The 20,726-nt window shown below is 74.0% G+C and carries 13 protein-coding genes and 2 pseudogenes; 7 read left to right on the forward strand and 8 right to left on the reverse strand.

Annotated features, from left to right (window positions below; genetic code table 11):
- The first annotated feature begins 53 nt into the window (after positions 1-53).
- Positions 54-1,904 (forward strand): NHL domain-containing thioredoxin family protein, encoded by a 1,851-nt coding sequence (locus ACMA1D_RS08685; RefSeq protein WP_414723274.1) that lies wholly within the window; start codon positions 54-56, stop codon positions 1,902-1,904.
- Positions 1,905-2,581: 677 nt separating this feature from the next.
- Here the strand turns inward: ACMA1D_RS08685 and ACMA1D_RS08690 are convergent.
- The 4 genes from ACMA1D_RS08690 to ACMA1D_RS08705 all read right to left on the reverse strand — a co-directional run bounded on the left by ACMA1D_RS08690 (position 2,582) and on the right by ACMA1D_RS08705 (position 9,634).
- Positions 2,582-3,451, reverse strand: coding sequence for a hypothetical protein (locus ACMA1D_RS08690; protein WP_414723275.1), 870 nt, complete (start codon positions 3,449-3,451; stop codon positions 2,582-2,584).
- A 243-nt stretch (positions 3,452-3,694) separates the two neighbouring features.
- Positions 3,695-6,130 (reverse strand): BTAD domain-containing putative transcriptional regulator, encoded by a 2,436-nt coding sequence (locus tag ACMA1D_RS08695; protein ID WP_414723276.1) that lies wholly within the window; start codon positions 6,128-6,130, stop codon positions 3,695-3,697.
- 1 nt (position 6,131) lies between these two features.
- Entirely contained in the window at positions 6,132-7,424 is a 1,293-nt protein-coding gene (locus ACMA1D_RS08700) for a M18 family aminopeptidase (protein ID WP_414723277.1), read from the reverse strand.
- A 377-nt stretch (positions 7,425-7,801) separates the two neighbouring features.
- Entirely contained in the window at positions 7,802-9,634 is a 1,833-nt protein-coding gene (locus tag ACMA1D_RS08705; protein WP_414723278.1) for an acyl-CoA dehydrogenase, read from the reverse strand.
- 163 nt (positions 9,635-9,797) lie between these two features.
- Between ACMA1D_RS08705 and ACMA1D_RS08710 the strand changes: the two genes are divergently transcribed.
- From ACMA1D_RS08710 to ACMA1D_RS08720, 3 genes are all read left to right on the forward strand, one after another.
- The gene (locus ACMA1D_RS08710; protein ID WP_349996637.1) at positions 9,798-10,349 is read left to right on the forward strand and encodes an SseB family protein; all 552 of its coding nucleotides are present in this window, start codon (positions 9,798-9,800) and stop codon (positions 10,347-10,349) included.
- 500 nt (positions 10,350-10,849) lie between these two features.
- On the forward strand, positions 10,850-11,839 hold the full coding sequence (locus ACMA1D_RS08715) for a pirin family protein (protein ID WP_414723279.1): 990 nt from the start codon (positions 10,850-10,852) through the stop codon (positions 11,837-11,839).
- Positions 11,840-12,532: 693 nt separating this feature from the next.
- The gene (locus ACMA1D_RS08720) at positions 12,533-13,570 is read left to right on the forward strand and encodes a LysR family transcriptional regulator (RefSeq protein ID WP_414723280.1); all 1,038 of its coding nucleotides are present in this window, start codon (positions 12,533-12,535) and stop codon (positions 13,568-13,570) included.
- Positions 13,571-13,685: 115 nt separating this feature from the next.
- Here the strand turns inward: ACMA1D_RS08720 and ACMA1D_RS08725 are convergent.
- A pseudogene (locus tag ACMA1D_RS08725) lies at positions 13,686-14,186 on the reverse strand (DNA primase small subunit domain-containing protein); the annotation flags it as partial.
- Between the two features lie 109 nt (positions 14,187-14,295).
- A pseudogene (locus ACMA1D_RS08730) lies at positions 14,296-14,685 on the reverse strand (ATP-dependent DNA ligase); the annotation flags it as partial.
- A gap of 538 nt (positions 14,686-15,223) precedes the next feature.
- Here ACMA1D_RS08730 and ACMA1D_RS08735 point away from each other — a divergent pair.
- Both ACMA1D_RS08735 and ACMA1D_RS08740 read left to right on the forward strand, forming a co-directional pair.
- The gene (locus tag ACMA1D_RS08735) at positions 15,224-16,108 is read left to right on the forward strand and encodes a MerR family transcriptional regulator (RefSeq protein WP_414723281.1); all 885 of its coding nucleotides are present in this window, start codon (positions 15,224-15,226) and stop codon (positions 16,106-16,108) included.
- Between the two features lie 921 nt (positions 16,109-17,029).
- Positions 17,030-17,539, forward strand: a complete 510-nt coding sequence (locus tag ACMA1D_RS08740) for a GNAT family N-acetyltransferase (protein WP_414723282.1) — start codon at positions 17,030-17,032, stop codon at positions 17,537-17,539.
- 233 nt (positions 17,540-17,772) lie between these two features.
- Here the strand turns inward: ACMA1D_RS08740 and ACMA1D_RS08745 are convergent, their stop codons facing one another.
- Positions 17,773-18,693 (reverse strand): endonuclease/exonuclease/phosphatase family protein, encoded by a 921-nt coding sequence (locus ACMA1D_RS08745; RefSeq protein ID WP_414723283.1) that lies wholly within the window; start codon positions 18,691-18,693, stop codon positions 17,773-17,775.
- A gap of 545 nt (positions 18,694-19,238) precedes the next feature.
- Here ACMA1D_RS08745 and ACMA1D_RS08750 point away from each other — a divergent pair.
- A complete protein-coding gene (locus ACMA1D_RS08750; protein ID WP_414723284.1) occupies positions 19,239-19,703 on the forward strand; it encodes a hypothetical protein in 465 nt (154 codons plus the stop codon).
- Positions 19,704-19,737: 34 nt separating this feature from the next.
- On the opposite strand, the gene ACMA1D_RS08755 is transcribed toward ACMA1D_RS08750, so the two are convergent.
- The gene (locus tag ACMA1D_RS08755; protein ID WP_414723285.1) at positions 19,738-20,646 is read right to left on the reverse strand and encodes a CAP domain-containing protein; all 909 of its coding nucleotides are present in this window, start codon (positions 20,644-20,646) and stop codon (positions 19,738-19,740) included.
- Positions 20,647-20,726 lie beyond the last annotated feature (80 nt).

Here is a 20,726-nt window from a genome sequence, read left to right on the forward strand (position 1 = left end):
TCGGCCGGTGTGTGCGGGGAATACCCACAACCCCCCTGCGGTTGGATGGGGGCATGGCTTCACGTGCGCGCGTCCGGGCCCCCGAGCTGATCGGCAAGGGTGGTTGGCTCAACACGGGCGATACCGATCTCACCCTCGCTGACCTGCGGGGACGCATCGTCATTCTGGATTTTTGGACGTTCTGCTGCGTCAACTGCCTGCATGTGCTCGACGAGCTGCGCGAGCTTGAGGAGAAGCACCGGGACACCGTCGTGATCATCGGCGTGCACTCGCCGAAGTTCGTGCACGAGGCGGACCACCGCGCGGTCGTCGACGCCGTCGAGCGGTACGAGGTCAGGCACCCGGTGCTCGACGACCCGGAGCTCGTCACCTGGAAGCAGTACGCCGTGCGGGCCTGGCCCACCCTCGTGGTGATCGACCCGGAGGGTTACGTGGTGGCCCAGCACGCGGGGGAGGGGCACGCGCACGCGCTCGCGCGACTCGTGGACGAGCTGGAGGCCGAGCACGCGGCCAAGGGGACGCTGCGGCGCGGCGACGGGCCGTACGTGGAGCCCGCGCCGGTCGCCACCGACCTGCGCTTCCCCGGCAAGGCGATCCGGCTGCCCGGCGGCACCTTCCTGGTCTCCGACTCGACCCGGCACGCGCTGGTGGAGCTCGCCGCGGACGGCGAGACCGTGCTGCGCCGGATCGGCACCGGCGAGCGCGGCCTCGTGGACGGCGCCGCGGACCACGCGCGGTTCAACGAGCCGCAGGGGCTCGCCCTGCTGCCCGCCGGGCCCGACGGGGTGCGGCGCGTGGTGGTCGCCGACACCGTCAACCACGCCCTGCGCGCCTTCGACCCCACCACCGGCACCGTCACCACCATCGCCGGCACCGGCCGCCAGTGGTGGCAGGGCGCGCCCACCGCCGGCCCGGCCCGCGAGGTGGACCTGTCCTCGCCGTGGGACCTGGCCTGGTTCGCCGACCGGCTGTGGATCGCCATGGCCGGCGTGCACCAACTGTGGACGTACGACCCGGCCGCAGGCACCGTCCGGGTCGCCGCCGGCACCACCAACGAAGGGCTGGTCGACGGGCCGGCCGAGCAGGCGTGGTTCGCCCAGCCGTCCGGGCTCGCGGCCACGGCGGAGCGGCTGTGGCTCGCCGACTCGGAGACCTCCGCGCTGCGCTACGTGGAGCGCGACCCGGACGCCCCCGCGGGCGCGGACGCGTTCGTGGTGCGCACCGCGGCCGGCACCGGGCTCTTCGACTTCGGCCACCGCGACGGCCCGGCCGACCAGGCGCTGTTCCAGCACCCGCTGGGGGTGACCGCGCTGCGCGACGGCTCCGTCGCCGTCAGCGACACGTACAACCACGCGCTGCGCCGCTACGACCCGGCGACCGGCGAGGTCAGCACGCTCGCCACCGACCTGCGCGAACCGTCGGGCGCGGTACTGGTCGACGACGACATCGTGGTGGTCGAGTCCGCCCGGCACCGGCTGACCCGGCTGCGGCTGCCCGAGACGGCCGTACGGGTCCCCTCGGTCGCGCACCGCACGCAGCGCGCGGCCACCGAGATCGCCCCCGGCACGCTCCGGCTCGACGTGGTCTTCCAGCCGCCGGCCGGCCAGAAGCTGGACACCCGGTACGGGCCGTCGACGCGGTTGCTGGTCAGCGCCACCCCGCCGGAACTGCTCGCCGACGGCGCCGGCCCGGGCGCTGAGCTCAGCCGGACGCTGCGGCTGGCGGACGGGGTGGGCGAGGGCGTGCTGCACGTCTCGGCCATGGCTGCGTCCTGCGACGACGCCCCGGAGATCGAGTACCCGGCGTGCCACGTCCACCAGCAGGACTGGGGCGTCCCGATCCGCATCACCCCCACCGGCGCGGACCGGCTGCCGCTGGTGCTGGCGGGGTTGGACGCGGAGTAGCGGCGCGCGGAGTAGCGGCGCGGCGTAGCGGCGTAGCGCTTGGGTGGGGCTCCGGTGGGGGCTCGCCCGCGTTGCCCGGCGGGCCCGGCGGGATCCGGTGCGGCTCGGCCGGGGGCCGGCCGCCGTGCCCGCCGCGTTCCCCGGTGGCGCATGACGACGGGCCCGCCCCTCGTGGGGGCGGGCCCGCGGACGGTGGACGGTACCGGCTCAGGGGGTAGACCGGGCGGCCGTCTCCGTCGTCCTGGGATGGCGGCGGTCGCCGCTCGCCATCGGGTGTGGCTGTGGGGTGAGTCGGCTCGTACGAGGCGCTGGGCGCCGGGTGGGTCTTGGGTGGCGGGGTGTGGTCAGTTCGCGCGGGGTACGGGCTCGGGTCAGGCGTCCGGCCCCGGGTGGGTCTGCGGCAGGTGGGTCCCGGGTTGGTTCCGGGCGGCTCGCTCGGGATGACTTGGGGCGGCTTGGAAGTGGTTGGGGTTGGCCGGGGCGGGTGTTCCGGGGTTGGTCAGGCGGTCCGGGTGCTCCGGGCGATGGTCGGTCCAGGTGATCCCACTGGTTCGAGGTTGGCCGGGGGCCGGGCGCCGGGCCAGGTCCCCCGCGGCTGGTCAGGCCGCTCAGGTGGTCCGGCTGGCGCCGTGCGCCAAGCGCGCCAAGCGCGCCACGCGTTCCCCCGTGCCGCTGGGTCACAGAGCATCCATGGCCCCCCAGTAGCTCACCGTGGAGTCCGCGTCGATGAGCAGGCCGACGTCGTACGGCGAGTTGAGGGTGACCTCGCCGGGCAGCGGGCTGCCGTTGCCGTCCCGGAGGGAGACCCTGAGCTTCGTCTCGCGGTGCGGGTGGGTGCCCTCATCGCTGCCGAGGGCGATGACGGCGGTCGTGCTGCCGCCGGCCGGCACCAGCTTCACGCTCTGCGTCTTCTCGCCGATCGCCAGCGGCGACTGCGCGTTCGGGTAGCCGATGATCGGCGCGAGGTACGCGTTGCAGGCGGTGGAACCGGTGTTGGTGAGCCGCAGCATGATCACCGGCATGGTGCCGTCGATGGTTTCCAGGGCCAGCCGGGAGGTGCCGACGGAGCAGGCGGGGGCACTCTCGCCCGGGGCACTGTCCTGGGGGTTCGCGGCCGGCTGCTGCTGCGAGCCGCCGAGGCCGGGCCCCTTCGGCTTGACGGTGCCGTTCGAGCCGTTGCCGCCGCTGGCCGAACCGGTGGACCCACCCGTACGCCCCGTACCGCTGTCGGAGCCACCGGACCCGCCGCTGCTCCCCGTACCGCCGCTGCTTCCCGTACCGCCGCTGCCCGACGCGCCGTCCTTGCCCGCGCTGTCGTCCGCGCCCTTGCCGGCGTCCGCAGCCGGACCGTCGTGGCCTGCGGCCTCCAGCGAGGGGGTGGACTCCGCCGTGCCCTCGGTCTTGGTGCCCGAGCCGTCGTCCGCGCCGCACGCCGTCAACGTCAGCGCGGCTGCGGCGGTCACCGTGGCGGCGGCGATGCGCAGTCCGTTGCCCCGGAGCCGGCCGCGGAGTGAGCGGCGGGCGGTGTCGTTGGCGGTGTGCGACATGGTGTTCCCCCAGGAGCAGTGCGGTGGTCGTGCTCGGTATGGCTTAAGCCTGCCGGCCCGCATTGGCGTGCTGCTAACTCCTGCCTAACACCGTTTCGTTAGCCATCTGGCCTGCGGAAACGGCTTATGGGGCAGGCCAGTTTGCCCCCGCGCACCCAGCCGGTAACGGCCGCTGACACGCCTGTGGGGGCCATCGATCGCGATGGCCCCCACAGGCGTCAGCCGCCCACCGGGCGGCGGGCGTTACGCCGGAGGATCGGACGGCGGAGTGGCCCGCGGCGGCTGCGGCGGCGCCGGCGGCGCGGCCGGCGGCTTGCTCCGGTCGTGGCCGGCCTTGCCGTCCCTGGCGAACAGTTTGACCAGGTCGCTCATGGTGTAGCGGCCGGTGGCCTCCTCGTCGACCAGGTGCATTTCGGCGAGCCGGTCGAGCCCGTCGAGCGTCACGTCCGGGTCGGAGCCGGCGAACGCGGCCACCGCGGTGGCCTCCACCTGCCGGTCGAAGCCGGTGCCGAGCGCGGCGAGCAGCCTGGCGTCGTCCGCCGACAGGCGCGCCACCGACATGCGCAGCGCGGCGGCGATCCCGGTGTCCTCCGCCGACAGCAGCGCGAGCCGCCGCTGTTCGTCGCGGAGCGCCGCGGCGAGCCGGCCGAGCCGCCACCGCGGCCGGGCGGTCAACTGCGCCGACGCGGCCCGCAGCGCGAGCGGCAGCCCGTCGCACAGGTCCACCAACTCGCGGGCCGCATCCGGGTCGTCGGCCACCCGCTCGGGGCCGAGCATGGCGGTCAGCAACTCCACGCCGTCCTCCGGCGTCAGCACCTGGAGCGGCACCGGGCGGGCCGCGTCCGTGGCCACCAGGCCGTCCAGCCGGCTGCGGCTGGTCACCAGCGTGACGCAGGCCGGGCCCGCGCCCTGCGGGCCGCCCGGGCCGCCGTCGGCAGGGCCGCCCAGCGAGGCCCCGCCGGGCAGCAGCGGGCGCACCTGCGCGGAGCTGCGGGCGTTGTCCAGGACGACGAGCAGCCGGCGGCCGGCGACCTGCGACCGGTACAGCGCGGCGGCGCTCTGCGGGGAGCTGGGGATGCGGTCCGCCGGCGTGCCGAGCGCCAGCAGGAAGTCCCGCAACACCTCGATGGGCAGCGCCTCTTCGTCCTCCCCGAAGCCGCGCAGGTCGGCGAAGAGCAGCCCGTCCGGGTAGGCGGCGGCGTGCTGGTGCGCCCAGTGCACGGCGAACGCGGTCTTACCGACCCCGGCCGGGCCTGTGACCAGCGCGATCGGGCTCTCGTACGGGGCGGAGGCGTGCACCAGCGAGCTGAGCGCGCCCAGTTCGGCCTGCCGGCCGCGGAACCGGGTCGGCGGCCTGGGCAGCAGCCACGGCGCACGCGCCCCGGCCCGCCCGCTCCCGCCGCCCGCCGCGGCGTACCCGGCGGCCAGGCCCGCGCCGTTGGTGTCCGCAACCCCACCTGCCGTACCGGCCGCACCGGCGCCACCGCCCGTGCCCACGCCGCCGCCCGCCGGTGCGGGCGGGTGCGGGACGCTCGGGTACGGGTCGGCGGCCGGGTAGGCGTCGGCCGGGTAGGGGACGGCGCCCGCAGAGGCGCCGGGGGCGTGCGCGCCGCCGTCCGCGGGCGGTTGACCGGCGGGGCCGTGCTGACCGCCGGACACACCCGATGCACCGGTCGCACCGGCTGCACCAGGACCGCCCGGCCCGCTCGCACGAGCCGCACCGGCCGGCTGCGCCCCGGCACCGGCGGCGGGCCCCTGACCGGCCCGCGCCCGTGCCGCCCCGGCGCCACCGGGCTGCTGCCCGCCGTGCCCGGCCTGCCCGCCGGGCGGCTGCGCCCCGGGTCCGCCCCGCGTCGCCGGCCGGGCCGGTGCGGGGGCCGCTTCCGCGTGCAGGATCTCGTCGTAGGCGCGGCGCAGCACCTCGCCCGGGTCGACCCCGAGTTCGTCGCTGAGCAGCCCGCGGGTGCGGTGGTACCAGCCGAGCGCGTCCGACTGGCGGCCCGCCCGGTACAGCGCGCGCATCAGCGTGGCGATCAGGCCCTCGCGCAGCGGGTGCGCGACCGCCTCGGTGTGCAGCACGGCCGCGGCCACGTCGTACTGGCCGAGCACCTCGTGCGCGTACGCCAGCGCCTCCACGGCCGACAGCCGCCGCTCCTCCAGCGCGTGGGCCGCGGCGGCGAACGGCGGGCTGGTGACGGTGCCGGTCAGCGCCGGGCCGCGCCACAGGCCGAGCGCCTCGCGCAGCATCGGCACCGCGTCGGCAGCCGCGTGCGGCCCGCCGGCGGGCGCCGAGCCGCCGCCCGCCGTGCCGGCCGCGTCCCGCCAGCCGGTCATCTCGCGGGCCCGGCCCACCAACTCCTCGAAGCGGTGCGCGTCCACCCGCTCCTGCGGCAGCCGCAGCAGGTAGGCGGAGCCGTGCGTGGTCAGCTCCACGCCGTACGCCTGCGCACCGCCGTCGGCGAGCGTGGCGCGCAGCCGGGAGACGTGGCCCTGGACGACGGTACGGGCGTGCTCGGGCGGCTCGTCCTCCCACAGCGCGGTGATCAGTCGCTCCACCGGCACCGTGGTGTTGGCCTGGAGCAGCAGCATGGCGAGCACGCTGCGTCGTTTGGCCGGGCCGAGTGGAAGGTCACCGTGCGCGGTGCGTACGGCGACCGGGCCCAGCAGTGAGAATTCCAAGTCAGCCCTCCAGGAAGGCGGCGAGCACGTTCGCGAGCAGGAACGGGTCGTCGGCGCCGCACAGTTCGCGGGCCGAGTGCATGGAAAGAATGGCGACACCGATGTCGACCGTGGAGATCCCGTGGCGGGCCGCGGTGATCGGGCCGATCGTGGTGCCGCAGGGCACCGAGTTGTGCGACACGAACGTCTGCCACGGTACGCCGGCCCGCTCGCAGGCTTCGGCGAACACCGCCCGCCCGCCGCCGTCCGTCGCGTACCGCTGGTTGACGTTGACCTTGAGGATCGGGCCGCCGTTGGGCATCGGGTGGTGGCCGGGTTCGTGCCGTTCGGCGTAGTTGGGGTGGACGGCGTGCCCGGTGTCGGAGGAGAAGCACACGGTGCCGGCGAAGGCCCGGGCCCGGTCCTCGTAGCCGCCGCCGCGGGCGAAGACCGACCGTTCGAGGACGGTGCCGAGCAGCGGCCCGTCGGCGCCGGTGTCGGACTGGCTGCCGTTCTCCTCGTGGTCGAAGGCGGCGAAGACCGGAACGTACGGGAGGTCCCCGCGGGCGGCGACGGCGGCCAGCGCCGCGGTCTCGGCGTGCACCGAGAGCAGGTTGTCCAGCCGCGGCCCGGCCAGCAGTTCGCGGTCCCGGCCGAGGTAGGCGGGGGGTTCGACGCTGTGCACCATCAGGTCCCAGCCGGTCACCTCGTCGGCGGCCACCCCGGCCTCGCCCGCCACGAAGTCGATGAGGTCGCCCTCGCGCACCCCGCCGATGCCCCACAGCGGCGTCAGGTGGCGCTGCTTGTCGAGCTTGAGCCCGTCGACGTTGACGCTGCGGTCCAGGTGCACGGCCAACTGCGGCACCCGCAGCAGCGGCCGGTCCACGTGCACGAGCCGCTGCTCCCCGCCGCGCAGCGTGAGCCGCCCGCTCAGCCCGAGGTCGCGGTCGAGCCAGGTGTTGAGCAGCGTGCCGCCGTAGATCTCGACGGCCACCTGTCGCCAGCCGTACGAACCGGTGTCCGGTACGGGTTTGACCCGCAGGTTGGGTGAGTCGGTGTGGGCGCCCACGATGCGGAACGGGGTGGCGGCCGTGGCGCCCTCCGGCACGTACCAGGCGACGATGGCGCCCCCGCGCAGCACGTACTTGCCCCCGCTCGTCCCGTCCCAGGCGTCGGTCTCCGCGACCTGCCGGAAGCCGGCCTTCTCCAGTCGCGCGGCGGCGTTCGCCACCGCGTGGTAGGGCGACGGGCTCGCGCCGAGGAAGGAGATCAGGTCATCGGTGTGGCCGCGATCGAAGCGGGCGGGGGTACTCATGTCTTCAGCATAAGGAGCCGGGCCGGCCCGCCCGCGGCGAGAGCGGGGTGCGTCGCCCGATGATCAGCTCTTCGTCATGGCCGGGCCGCCTTGGTCCGGTCGCTCGGCGGGGTGGGGGTGGGGGTGCTCGTGGGGTGGTTGCCGGCCGGTGAGCCACCCCGGAGGCCGGCGCGGCCCGCTCCCCCTGTGGGGTGGGGAGCGAACCGCGCCGTATGGGGTGACAGTGGTCTTCCGGGGTCTTCCGGGGCCGGGCGCCGCACCCTGGGGTGCTTCCGTGCCCGGGGGTGCTTCCGTGCCCGGGCCCCGCACCCGGGCGCCGTGCCCGGGCCCCGTACTCGGGCGCCGGACGGGCCGGGACCCGAGTACGGGGGGCGGGTCTAGAACGCCGCCTCGTCCAGCTCCATCAGCGACTGGTCGGTGCCCTCGGCCAGCGCGCGCTGGGTGGCCACACCGGGCAGCACGTGGTGCGCGAAGAACTTCGCCGCGGCGACCTTGCCCTGGTAGAAGGGCACGTCCTTGGCGGGTACGGAGCCGCCGGCCAGCTTGCCGGCGGCGACCGCGGCGCCGCGCAGCAGCAGGTAGCCGACGACCACGTCGCCGGAGGCGAGCAGCAGCCGGGTGGTGTTCAGGCCGACCTTGTAGATGGCCTTCACGTCCTGCTCGGTGGCGGCCAGGTCGGTCAGCATGGAGCCGACGATGGCCTCCAGGTCGACGGCGGCCTTGGCCAGCTCCGCCCGGGCCGCGGCCAGCTCGTCGCCGCCGGTGGCGGCGCCGAGGAAGCCCTTGATCTCCTCGGAGAGCGCGGTCAGCGCCTGCCCCTGGTCCCGGACGATCTTCCGGAAGAAGTAGTCCTGGCCCTGGATGGCGGTGGTGCCCTCGTAGAGCGTGTCGATCTTGGCGTCCCGGATGTACTGCTCGATCGGGTACTCCTGGAGGTAGCCGGAGCCACCGAAGACCTGGAGCGACTGCGCCAACTGCTCGTAGGACTTCTCCGAGCCGTAGCCCTTGACGATCGGCAGCAGCAGGTCGTTCAGGCCGTGCAGCGCCTTGGCGTCCTCGCCGGCGGCCTCCTTGACCAGGATGTCGTCCTGCACGGACGCGGTGTACAGCACCAGCGCGCGCATGCCCTCCGCGTACGCCTTCTGCGTCATCAGCGAGCGGCGCACGTCCGGGTGGTGGGTGATGGTGACCCGCGGCGCGCTCTTGTCGGTGAAGGCGGCCAGGTCGGGGCCCTGGACGCGCTCCTTGGCGTAGGCGAGGGCGTTCAGGTAGCCGGTGGAGAGGGCGGCGATGGCCTTGGTGCCGACCATCATCCGGGCGAACTCGATGATCCGGAACATCTGCCGGATGCCCTCGTGCTTCTCGCCGATCAGCCAGCCCTTGGCGGGGTGCCGGTCGCCGAAGGTCATCTCGCAGGTGTTGGACGCCTTGAGGCCCATCTTGTGCTCGACGTTGGTCGCGTACACGCCGTTGCGCTCGCCCAACTCGCCGGTCTCGAAGTCGAATTCGTACTTCGGGACGAGGAAGAGGGACAGGCCCTTGGTGCCCGGGCCGTGGCCCTCGGGGCGGGCCAGCACGTAGTGCAGGATGTTCTCGGACATGTCGTGCTCGCCCGAGGTGATGAAGCGCTTGACGCCCTCGATGTGCCAGGAGCCGTCGTCCTGCCGGACCGCCTTGGTGCGGCCGGCGCCCACGTCGGAGCCGGCGTCCGGCTCGGTCAGCACCATGGTGGAGCCCCACTGCTTGTCCACCGCGAGCTTGGCGATGTGCTTCTGCTGCTCGGTGCCCTCCTCGAAGAGCACGCCGGCGAAGGCCGGGCCCGACGCGTACATCCACACCGCCGGGTTGGCGCCGAGGACGTTCTCGGCGAAGGCCCACAGCAGCGAGCGCGGCGTGGTGGTGCCGCCGATCTCCTCCGGGATGCCGAGCCGCCACCACTCGGCGTCCATGTACGCCTGGTAGCTCTTCTTGAAGGTGTCGGGGAGCGGCGCGGTGTTCGTGTCCGGGTCGAAGACCGGCGGGGTGCGGTCGCCGTCCACGTACGAGTCGGCGATCTCGTTCTCCGCGAGCCTGGCGGTCTCCGCCAGCACGCTCTTCGCGGTCTCCACGTCCATCTCGGCGAACGGTCCGGTGCCGTACAGCTTGTCGCGGCCGAGCACCTCGAAGAGGTTGAACTCGACGTCGCGGAGATTCGACTTGTAGTGCCCCATGGCGACGGCTCCGTAAGGCTCGACCCAGCGCGCGGCGGAGCGCCTGCACCGGGAGGTGGGATCGGTCTCGCATGCGTTTCCAGCGATGACCTTCATGATGCTACCCACCGGTAATAAGAGGCAACCCTCAATCGACCAACTGTGACTCAGTACGCTCTATGACATGTACGGCTACGACCAGAACGCGAGTGGCGGGCAGCAGTACGCGGCCCCGCCGCCACCGCCGCAGCAGCCGCCGCACCAGGGGCACCAGGCCCCGCATGGCCACCCGTCCGCACACGGGCACCAGGGGCATCAGCAGCACCCGGGTCAGCCGGGCGCGGGCTACGGCGAGCAGCCGCTGTACCCGGAGCCGTCGCCCCCCTCGCTCACCGACGCGGTACGCGCCTTCACCACGGGCACCATGGCCCCGGAGGACTTCCAGCAGATCTTCTCCACCTCGAAGATCTACTGCCCGCGCGGCGACAACCCCGGCTTCCTGGCGCTGCACAACACCCAGCAGCCGGTGATCCCGATGTTCACCTCGCTCAAGGAGCTCCGCCGCTACGCCGGCAAGGAGTCCAAGTACTTCGTGATCACCGGCGCCGAGGTGCTCGACCTGCTCCCGACGGGCTACGGCTTCGTCCTGGACATGGAGGGCGACCACCGGATGGTCTTCGACGCGAAGGCGGTGGAGCAGATGGTGGACTACGCGATGCGGCAGATGTACGGCTGAGCCTGCCGGGCTCGGGCCGGTCGGGGGTGGCTCCGGGCGGCCTGATGGTGGCTTCGGGTGACCTTGGGTGGGTCGGCTGGCCCGAGGCCGTCGCCCAGTCCTCGCCTCGCACTGCGCGAAACCCGCTCTGACCTGGCCTGATGCAACCCGGGCCGGACCGCTCGTACGGCGGTCCGGCCCGGGTTTCGTCGTGCTTGGGGGCGGTGGGGTGGGTTGGGTTGGGCTTGGTGGGGGTGGGGGCTGGCTGTGGGGTGTCGGGGGCGTGTCGAGACGGCGGGGTGTCGGGGGTGCCGGCGGGGTGTCGGGGGCGCGGGCGTCGGGACTCCGGTGGGGTGCCGGCTGCGGGTGTCCGTGGGCAGGTGGGGCGCGGTTGCGGGGCTGTCGGCGGGGCGCTGGCGGGATGGCTGAAAGGGGCCGGGAACGGGGCGCGGGAATGCGCACGCCTTGCAGGTCGTTCACCATTCAACTAAGTTGAATGCGGAACGACCGAGGAGGCCGTCATGCCCGCCGTAACCGTTGACAACCCGCTGACCCTGCCGCGCGTCTCCGCGCCCACCCCCCGCGCGGGTGAGGCGGCGCCGCGACCCAGGCCCGTACTGGCCGTGTCCACCGCGCCCAGCGGCTTCGAAGGCGAGGGCTTCCCGGTGCGCCGGGCCTTCGCCGGGATCGACTACAAGCACCTCGATCCGTTCATCATGATGGATCAGATGGGCGAGGTGGAGTACGCGCCGGGTGAGCCGAAGGGCACCCCCTGGCACCCGCACCGCGGCTTCGAGACCGTCACGTACCTGATCGACGGAACGTTCGTCCACCAGGACTCGCACGGCGGTGGCGGGGTCATCAACGACGGTGACACCCAGTGGATGACCGCCGGCTCCGGGCTGCTGCACATCGAGGCGCCGCCGGAGTCGCTGGTGGTCAGCGGCGGTCTCTTCCACGGCTTCCAGCTCTGGGTGAACCTGCCGCGCAAGGACAAGATGATGGCCCCCAAGTACCAGGACATCGGGGGCGGTCAGGTCAAGCTGCTGACCTCGGCCGACGGCGGTGCGCTGCTCCGACTGATCGCCGGCGACCTGGACGGCCACCGCGGCCCCGGCGCCACGCACACGCCCATCACGATGATCCACGCCACGCTCACCCCGGGCGCGGAACTCACCCTGCCCTGGCGCCCCGACTTCAACGGCCTCGCGTACGGCATGGCCGGCCGCGGCACCGCCGGTGTGGAGGGCCGCCCGTTCCGGATGGGGCAGACGGCCGTCTTCGGGCCGGGCGACACGCTCACCCTGCGCGCCGACGAGTCCCAGGAGTCGCGCAGCCCGAACTTCGAGGTCGTCCTCCTCGGCGGGCTGCCCATCCGCGAACCCATGGCGCACTACGGCCCGTTCGTGATGAACACCCGCGCCGAACTCCAGCAGGCGTTCGACGACTTCCAGAAGGGACTGCTCGGTACGGTGCCCGCTGTGCACGGAATGTCCGAAGGCGGGCTGTAAAGCTCGCGCCCCGCGCCGCGCGTCCGGCACGGTGCCCACCGGCCGGCGGCGGCCCGCGGTACGGTCACGCCTACCACGGCCGCCCCGGCCCGGGCGCGCGGTGGGACGAGCAGTGCGAACGCGCTCGTGAACGCGCTCGTGAACGCGCTCGTGAACGCGCTCGTGAACGCGGACGCAGCCGTGATCCGCGCCCGTGTTCGTGCACGCGGGCGCGAGCGTGAACGTGACCGGGGTGCGCGTGGGACCTCCCGCGCAGTGCCCCGCTCGGAGCCAGGCCCAAGGGCCGTCCGGTGGTCGTGCGGCCACCCCCACCGGACGCGCCGGGTCTCGTGGCGGCGGCGCCGGCCGTTGGGGCGGCCGGCGCCGCCGGGCATGTCCGAAGGCCGCCGCGGTACGCCGGTCCGGCTCGGGACCGCCCCGTGGAAAACCACCGTTCCCTCGCCCGGGCCTTTCGCGTCCCGTATCCACATATCCCACCCTTTCCCGCGCCCCGACGAAAGGGGCGGCCGTTGCCCGGGGATTTTTCGCGGGTGGGGCGGCGGTAGGGTCGTAGGCTCGGTAAAAGCGGGCGCGGCTGGCCGCTGAGGTGGAAGGCGAGGGGCGGGGATGTCCTTACCCGGTGCGCTGGGGACAGGGTCGGGGAAGGGGCCGGGACGGCCACTACAGGCCCCGTTGCCCTTGCTCGATACGACGATGGACCAGCTCCGCACGCTGATCGTGGTGCGGGAGACCGGGACGGCGCTGGGCGCGGCGCGGATGCTGGGGCGGGAACAGTCGAGCGTGCAGAAACAGCTCGACACAATGAACCGGAATTTTCGGGAATTGTGCGGGGAACCGCTCGTACTGAAGCAGGGGCGCGGTAAGGACGTGCTGTTCACCGACACCGGTGAAGCACTCGTCGCATTGGCGCGGAACACGCTCGACGAGTGGCTGGACGGAATACACGAGTCCAGACGGCGACTCGGAAAGTCGCTCGACGTGGGCACCACCCGATTCACCCTCGGATATCTGGCGGGCGCCGGTGAACGGGTGGCCGCGGAATTCCAGCAGCGGGGCGTGGAACTCAAGGTCGGGCACGTACGCACCCGCGACGTGCTCGGTCGGCTACGGGCCAAGGACGTGGACCTGGTCTGCGGCAGCGTGGTGACCCGGCCGGGCGACGATGCGGACCTGGCCGACGTGGAGGTCATGGAGTGGCGGCGCAGCGGCCTGTCGCTGCTCACCAACCTGCCCGCCGGCCGGCTGCCGGGCCCCACCGTCGTCGCCAGCGAACTGCGGCGGCTGCCGCTCGTGGTCTCCACCAGCGGGCTGATGGCCGGGGTGCTGCACGCCTGGTTCGGGCCCGACTTCCGCAACCGGGTGCGCGTCGCGGCCGAGATCGACACCGTCAACTACGGCTACGAGCTGCTGCGTTCGGGCCTCATCGACGGGTGCATGGTGGTCACGACCGGGGTCGGCCAGGCGGCGCGCGACCCGCGGACCGCGTACGCGCGCGGTCTGCGCGTGGTGGAGCTGATCAATGACGCGGGCCCGCCGGTCGAGGTGCTGCTCGGCGCGTTCGTACGGCGCGGCGAACGGGCCGGATACCCCGCCGACCACCCGCTGAACGTGCTGTGGGGCGCGCTACTGGCAGAGAGCGACCGGTGGCGGGCCGAGCAGCGGTGGCCGACGCCGGGCATGGAGCCCGATCCGTTCGCGGCGCTCAGCGCGTACCACCCGAGCGAGAGCTGACGCCTGGCCGCGCCCGCCGCCCGGCCCCGGCCGTCTCCGCTCCTGCGCCCCGCACCTCCCTGCTCCTGTCCCGCTCCTGCGCCTGCCCCGCCCCTGTCCCTGTCCCTGTTCCCGTTCACGCCAACAGTCGGGCAAGCCGCTTGCGGGGCGTGCGCAGCGATCGGCCGCGCAGGGCACGAGCCGGCCAGGGGTTGGGTTCGGCCAGCCGGTCGCCGATGGTCGTGAGCGTCCAACGGTCCGCCCGTAGCTGCGGATCGGCCAACTCGTCGGTGGTGATCGGGGTCGCGACCGGTGCGCCGGGCTTGGCGCGGACCGCGTACGGGGCCACTGCCGTCTGCGCGTAGCCGTTGCGCAACGTGTCCAGGTAGAGCCGGGCGCCGCGGTCTGCCTTGCGGGCTGCGGTGGTGAGCCGGTCCGGGTGGCGGGCGGCCAGGAGGTCGGCCGCGTCCCGCGCGAACGCCCGTACCGCGTCGAAGTCGAAGCCTGCCCCGCGGTCCAGCGGCACGATCACGTGCAGGCCGCGCGAACCGGTGGTCATGAGGCGGGCGGGAAGGCCGAGTTCGTCGAGCAGTTCGCAGACGCGGTACGCGCTCCAGCGGACCGCTTCGAAGCTTTCGGAGCCGGTGGGGCGGTCGGCGGCGGGGGGCTCCGCGGTGCGGGGCGGGTCCCCGTCGGCAGGTGGTTCCGTGCCTGTGCGTGGGGTTCGCTCGGGTGGGGGCGGGGTCCGGTGGGTCGAGGTCGAAGATCAGCCGGTCGGGGTGGTCGGGCCGGTCGGCGCGGGAGAGCCAGCGGTGCACGGTGGTGCACGCCTGACCGGCGAGGTAGCCGAGGGTGGCCGCGTCGTCGCAGATCACGTGGGTGACCGTGCCGCCCTCCTTGCCGACCTCGGCCAGGTGCACCCAGTCGGGGAAGTAGTCGGGCGCGTTCTTCTGCATCAGGGGCCGCCCGCCGATGCCGTCCGGGTGCCGCTCCATCATCACCGGGCGCCCCCGCAACTCCGGCAGGGCGCGGCGGGCGACCGCCCGGTAGTGCGCGAGGAGGTCGGCCTTGGTGAACCCGTCGTCGGGGAACAGCACCTTCTCCGGCCGGTTCAGCACGAAGGCGTGCCCACCCATCCTGACCTCGGACTTTTCGGCCGCCTCGGCCCCGTGGGGCGGGTCGTGCGGCCGGCGGGTGGCCGGCTGGCCCTCGCCCTGACGGTCGTCGCGGCGGCTTCGGGAGTGGCTCATCCCGCCACGGGTTTCCGCCAGGTCGGACGCCAAACCCGCGCCCGCGGGGGCACTTCGGCCGCCGGGCGGTGGGTGGGTACGGGGCGCGGGGGTGGCTGGGGTTGCTGGGGTGGTGGCTGTCCGGGTTGCGGGGGTGGTCGGCGGGGCTCGGCGCGGTTGGGTTGGGTTGGTCGGGTCCGGCCATGGCTGGGAAGACCGGGCCGGGTGTCGGCGTGGTGGCGTGGTGGTGGGGTGCTGGGGTGGGGCGGCGAACGGGGGGTGTGTGGGTGGGGGCTCGGCGGGTGGGGGTTGGCTGCTCCGCCGGAGGCTCGTACGGCGGTGTCTGCGGGAAGGGCTGGTCAGGGCGGTGACGTGGGGGTGGGCCCGGCTTGGGGAGGGCGCGCTTGACCATGACACCGTGTGAGGCCCTGCACTGGAGGGCGTCATGTTCAGCATCGGAGACTTCGCCAAGCACGGCCGCGTGTCGGTCCGCATGTTGCGTCACTACGACGCCATCGGGCTGCTGCGCCCCGCCCACGTCGACCCGTACACCGGTTACCGCGGCTACCGGGCGAGCCAGCTCGCCCGCCTCAACCGGGTGATCGCCCTCAAGGAACTCGGCTTCACGCTCCAGCAGGTGCGGGCCGTGCTCGACGAGGAGGTGGACGTCGGGGAGCTGCGCGGCATGTTGCGGTTGCGGCGGGCCGAACTCGCGGCGGCCATGGCGGCCGACGCGGCGCGGCTGACCGGCATCGAAGCGAGGCTCCGGACGATCGAGAGTGAGGGAACCATGTCCGCAGACGAAGTGGTCATCAAGAGCGTGCCCACGGTACGGGTGGCCGAGCTGTCCGGCATCGCCGAGAGCTTCGAGCCGGAACACATCGGGCCGGTGATCGGGCCGCTGTACGAGGAGCTGTTCCGCCGGCTCGCGGCGGCCGGGGTGCAGCCGGCCGGGCCTGCGATCGCGTATTACGAGCCGGGCCCGGCCGACGCCCCCGAAGGCTCGGTCGCCGTGCACGCCGCGGTGCAGGTGGCTGGCCAGGCGGCTGGGCAGCCGGGGGCGCAGGTCGGGGCGCAGGTGCAGGTGGGGGCCGGGCCCGATGCCGGCCGCGGGTTCGACGTCGTGGACCTGCCCGGCGTGGAGCGGGCCGCGACCATCGTCCACCGCGGCTCGATGGACGCGATCCTGCCGACCGCCCAGACCCTCGCCCGCTGGATCGAGGCCAACGGCTACCGCGCCACCGGCTACGCCCGCGAGCTCTACCTCGACTGCGAGGGCCCGAAGGAGACCTGGGTGACGGAGCTCCAGGAAGCGGTGAGCGAGGCGTAGAGGTGTAGGCGGACGGGCTGCGGGGTGGGGCGCCTGGGGGCGTTGCCCGGGCGTGTCCGGGCTCGTGCTCGGGTGGGTTGCCCGGGTGTGTCCGGGGGCGGGGCGCCCGGGGGTGTTGCCTGAGGGCGTCAGGGCGCCTCGCCGCAGGGGGCGCCCGGGGCGGGCAGCGCCTGGGTGCGGCCTCGGCCGGGGTTGGGTGTCTTCCCCGGCGGGGGTGCGGGCGCCGCGCCGCAGCCCGGCACCCACCCACCGCGCCACCCCGCTGTCGCGGCCCGCGACCCACGGCCCGTGTCCCGAATCAACCCACCCTCGGGGCGCGGGCCGTGTTAGCGTGCACGACGCGGAGCCAGCCGGGCCGGCTGTGCGCCGCGCCCTGTGCACCAGGGGCACCAGAGGTGCCAGAAGTGCCAGAAGTACCCGAGGCGCCTGGAGTGCCCTGGGCACTCGAAGCATCAGAAGAGCCAGGAGAGCCAGCGGCATCAGAAGCACCAGTGTGGTGCTGGAGGTGCGGGGCCAGGAGAGGGAGGTGAGTTGATGACCGTCGTAGAGGTCGCTGTCGTGTGCAGCGCCCGTCGGACCATCCTCATGTCCCGGGCCCCGGTCTGATCTGACGCGCGTCCCGCCCGAGCCTGACGGCTCATGGGCGCGGGCCAGCCCGTTCGTCGGGGCCCCTTCACCAAGGGTCTTCTGTTGTCCCACCTTTCTCCGTCCCATCCTCCTTCGTCCCACGCCCCGCCGCCGTTCCCGTTGGAGCCCGGCCGAACCGAGGTGGGGGCGCGTGCCGTCCCGCCCCGGCACGCTGCCGGGCCGGCCGCGGAACGGGCCGACCTGCGCCACGCACCCGGCCGCGACGACGAATCCGCCACCCACTCCACCCGCGCCATTGACCACGGCCCCCGCCGCACCGAGAACGGAACCGCCATGACCACCTGGACCACCCGCCCGGAAACCGCCGAGGACGTCCCCGCCATCCACGCCATCGTCCGGGCCGCCTTCCCCACCGCGGAGGAGGCCGAACTCGTCGACGCCCTGCGCGCCGACCCGCAGGCGTGGATCGACGGCCTGTCCGTGGTCGCCGTCGCCCCCGACAGGGCTCCGGTCGGACACGCGCTGCTCACCCGCTGCCACGTGGACGGCGCACCTGCGCTCGCCCTGGCCCCGTGCGCCGTACTGCCGTCGGCCCAACGCTCCGGCGCCGGCTCCGCCGCGATCCGGGCCGCGCTGGACGCCGCCCGGGCCCTGGGTGAAGACCTCGTACTCGTCCTCGGACACGCCGACTACTACCCGCGGTTCGGCTTCGTCCCCGCCTCCCGCTTCGGCATTCGGGCCCCCTTCGACGTACCCGACGAGGCCATGATGGCCCTGACCCTGGACGGCACCCGCCCGGTACCCACCGGCACCATCCGGTACGCAGCCGCCTTCGGCGTCTGACCCCGCGTCTGGCCCGCGGTCCCTTCGACCGCCACCGCCGACCGCGACCGCCGCCGCTGATGACCGGCGGCTGCCGGCCCCACGCCCCGACCCGCCGGTGCGGGGCGTGGGGCCCGGCCGGCCTGGCCCACCCCGACCGGGGCCGGGGCCAGGAGCGAGGTTGGGGGCGAGATCGGGAGCAGGGCCGGGGGCGAGCCCAGTCGGGGCCTGGCGTGCGGCGCCCGGTCGTCGCACTACGCGCTCCCGTGCAACCCCAGCTCCACCAGCAGCGCACGGTGGTCGGTGTCGGGCAGGTCCAGGAAGCGCGCGCTCCGCACCGACCAGGCGTCGCTGACCAGCACGTGGTCGATCTGCGTGCCGAACAGGGGCGTCGTGAGCGTGGGCCAGGACGGCGTACGCGCCATGCCGGCCAGTCGAGCGCTGTCCCGCAGGCCGGTGTCGAGCAGTTCCCGGAACGCCGCGTGGTCCTGGGTGGCGTTGAAGTCGCCCGCGATGAGCGTGGGCGTCGGGCCGCGCCGTTCGGCGTACGCGCGCAGCCGCCCCAGTTCGGTGCGCCACAGGTCCACGCCGCCGGGCTCGGGCGGCATCGGATGGGCGACCTGGAGGCGGACCCACTGCCCGGCGATCCGCACCTGCGCCCCGGGCATCGCCAGCGAACCCGGCACCCCCGCCGTGCTCCGCAGCGGGTACGCACTCAAGATCGCGGACCCCTGCGCCGGCCTCCCGGTGACGATGTTCCGGTACGGGTACCTGGCACGCATCTCCCGAGAGGTGAGCGCCGTCGCACACCGGTGGTCGCACTCCTGCACCGCGACCAGATCGGGCCGTTCCTCCCGCAGCACCGCCAACAAGCCTTCGGTGGCCTGCCCGTACTCCAGGTTGGCGGTGAGCAGCGCGACCCCGGCGACCGCCGGCCCACTCGGCCCCCTGCCACCGGCCCCCTCGTACGGCCCGTAGTACGCCCCCGTCACCACCAGCACCAGCACCGCCCAGCCACCCCCGAGCGGCCACCGGGCCAACCCCGCACACACCAGCCCGGCCAGGGTCGGCACCACCAGCCAGGGGAGGAAGGCCAGCAACTGCGGTACGGGCGTGAAGCCGTCCGTGTCCGCCGCCCGACACCCCAGCACCACGCTGACGGCCCCCAGCAACACCCCGGCACATCCCGCCCACACCCACCGCGCCACGCCCCGCCCGGGCCGCAGGCCCCGCCGCGCGAGCTGTGTGAGCCGTGTGAGCGGTGTGAGTTGGGGGGTGGTGGGGTGTGGGTCTGGGTGTGGGCGTGAGGCGTCTGGGTGTGAGGGGCGCGGGTGTGGGGGCGGGCTTGCGTCGGCTGGGTCCTCGTCGGTCGGCTGCTGCTGACCAGTGGCTCTGTCCCGACTCTCCACGCTGCGGCCCTTCGTCGACGGCTGGTCGGACCGCCGCACCGTACGCGCCACCGTCCTGCCACGGATTCTTTGCCATCGATCCTCCAATACCGGGTGCGTGGTGGGCCGTGCGGCCGAGGGGGTGGGGTGGGTGGTGGGTTGGTGGCGGTTGCGGTGCCGCCCACGTCAGCGGTGGCGGTGGTGTCGGGTGGGCTGGTGGCGTGGCGTGGCGTGGCGTGGCGTGGCATGGCGCGGCGGGGTGGGGCGGTGTGGGGCGAGGGGCGGGGAGGGCGGGGCGGAGCGGTTTGGTACGGGCTGGCACACTCCCCGGGGTGATGAGAATCCGTTGTCTTGCCGTGGTGTTGGTGGGCGTCGCGGTGGCTGGTTGTGCCGCTGGTTCGGATGGCGAGGGGGCCGCCGCCCCGGCCTCTTCCGCGCCGCCGTCCTGCGTCACCGTGCCGGCAGGCGCCGGTGTACGCACGGAGGGGCAGGTCACGGCCCGGCTGGTCACCCACGGCGACGGGGGCCGGTGCTGGGACCCGACCGCCATGGAGTCCTTGCGCGTCACCAACAACGGCTCCCAATCCGCCAGTTACACGGTGACGGTCGAGATCACGCACTCCGCCCCGGCGAGCGGGGAAGTGCTGCGCACCATCACCGGCACGGCCACCGCCTTCCAACTCTGGCGCGGTGAAACGGTGAGCACCTCCGTCGCCATCTCCAGCCTCATCGACTACAGCGGCCTACAGCCGCGCCGCACTGTGCGGATCGCCAGCATCCGACCGAGTGTGAGGTAGCCCCCTAGCCAGGCCGTGGGGCGGCCGGCGTTGGTCAGCGGCCGGTCGCGAACACCTGCGTCCACCAGGGGCCGCCCGAACCCTGCTCCACACCGAGACCTATCTCGTGGAACGAGCAGTTCAGGATGTTGGCGCGGTGGCCGGGGCTGTTCATCCAGGCGGACATCACCGCGGCGGCGTCGGCCTGGCCGCGGGCTATGTTCTCGCCGACGGCTGACCAGGTATAGCCGGAGCGGGTGACCCGGTCGCCGACCGTCGAGCCGTCCGGGCCGGTGTGGGAGAGTTCCTGGGCGTCGGCCATGACGCCCGCGTACGTGTCGGCCACCCGGTTCAGGGTGCCGCTCGCGGCGAGCGGCCGACAACCGGCGCCCGCCCGCTCCTTGTTGACCAGCGCCAGTACATCGGTGATCGGGCCTCCGTGGCCGGTCGAGCGCGCACGGTCGCCTTCCCGCGGGCTGCCCGAGCCGCCCTGCCCGCCACCTCCGTCCTTGCTGCTGCCGCCGCTGCGGGTACCGGAACCCGGCCCGGTCGTCCCTGCCCGGTCCTTGCCCGACCTGTCGCCCGCACCACCCGTGTCGCCCGCAGGCTTGCTTCCGCCCTGGCCAGCGGCGTTGCTATCACGGTCGGCCGCGTTTCGGTCGGCCTGCGTCGGCTGCGCAGACCGGGAGCCGCGCCCTTCGCCCGCATCCGCGCCGGCGGCGTCCTTGCGGCCCGCGTCGGCGGTCGGCCGGGCACTCTTCGACGGGCTCGGGCCGCTCTCCTGCGTACGGTCCGCGGGCTGCGAGGCGTTCGGCCCGGGGGCGCCGGACGTGGACGGGCTCGCCGCGTCGGCAGCTCGTACCCGGTCGGCCCCGTCCGCCACGCTGCGGCCACCCGCATCGGATTCGTCCAGGGCCACGTACGCGGTCACGCCGCCACCGGCGACGACGGCGACGAGCGCCAACGGCAGCCAGGCCGGACGTCTCTTCGCCCGTCTGCGGTGGCCACGCCGCACCGGCCGCGGGCCCTCTGCCCCCGGCGCAC

The sequence above is a fragment of the Streptomyces sp. 796.1 genome, assembly GCF_047525675.1.
Classification (GTDB): domain Bacteria; phylum Actinomycetota; class Actinomycetes; order Streptomycetales; family Streptomycetaceae; genus Streptomyces.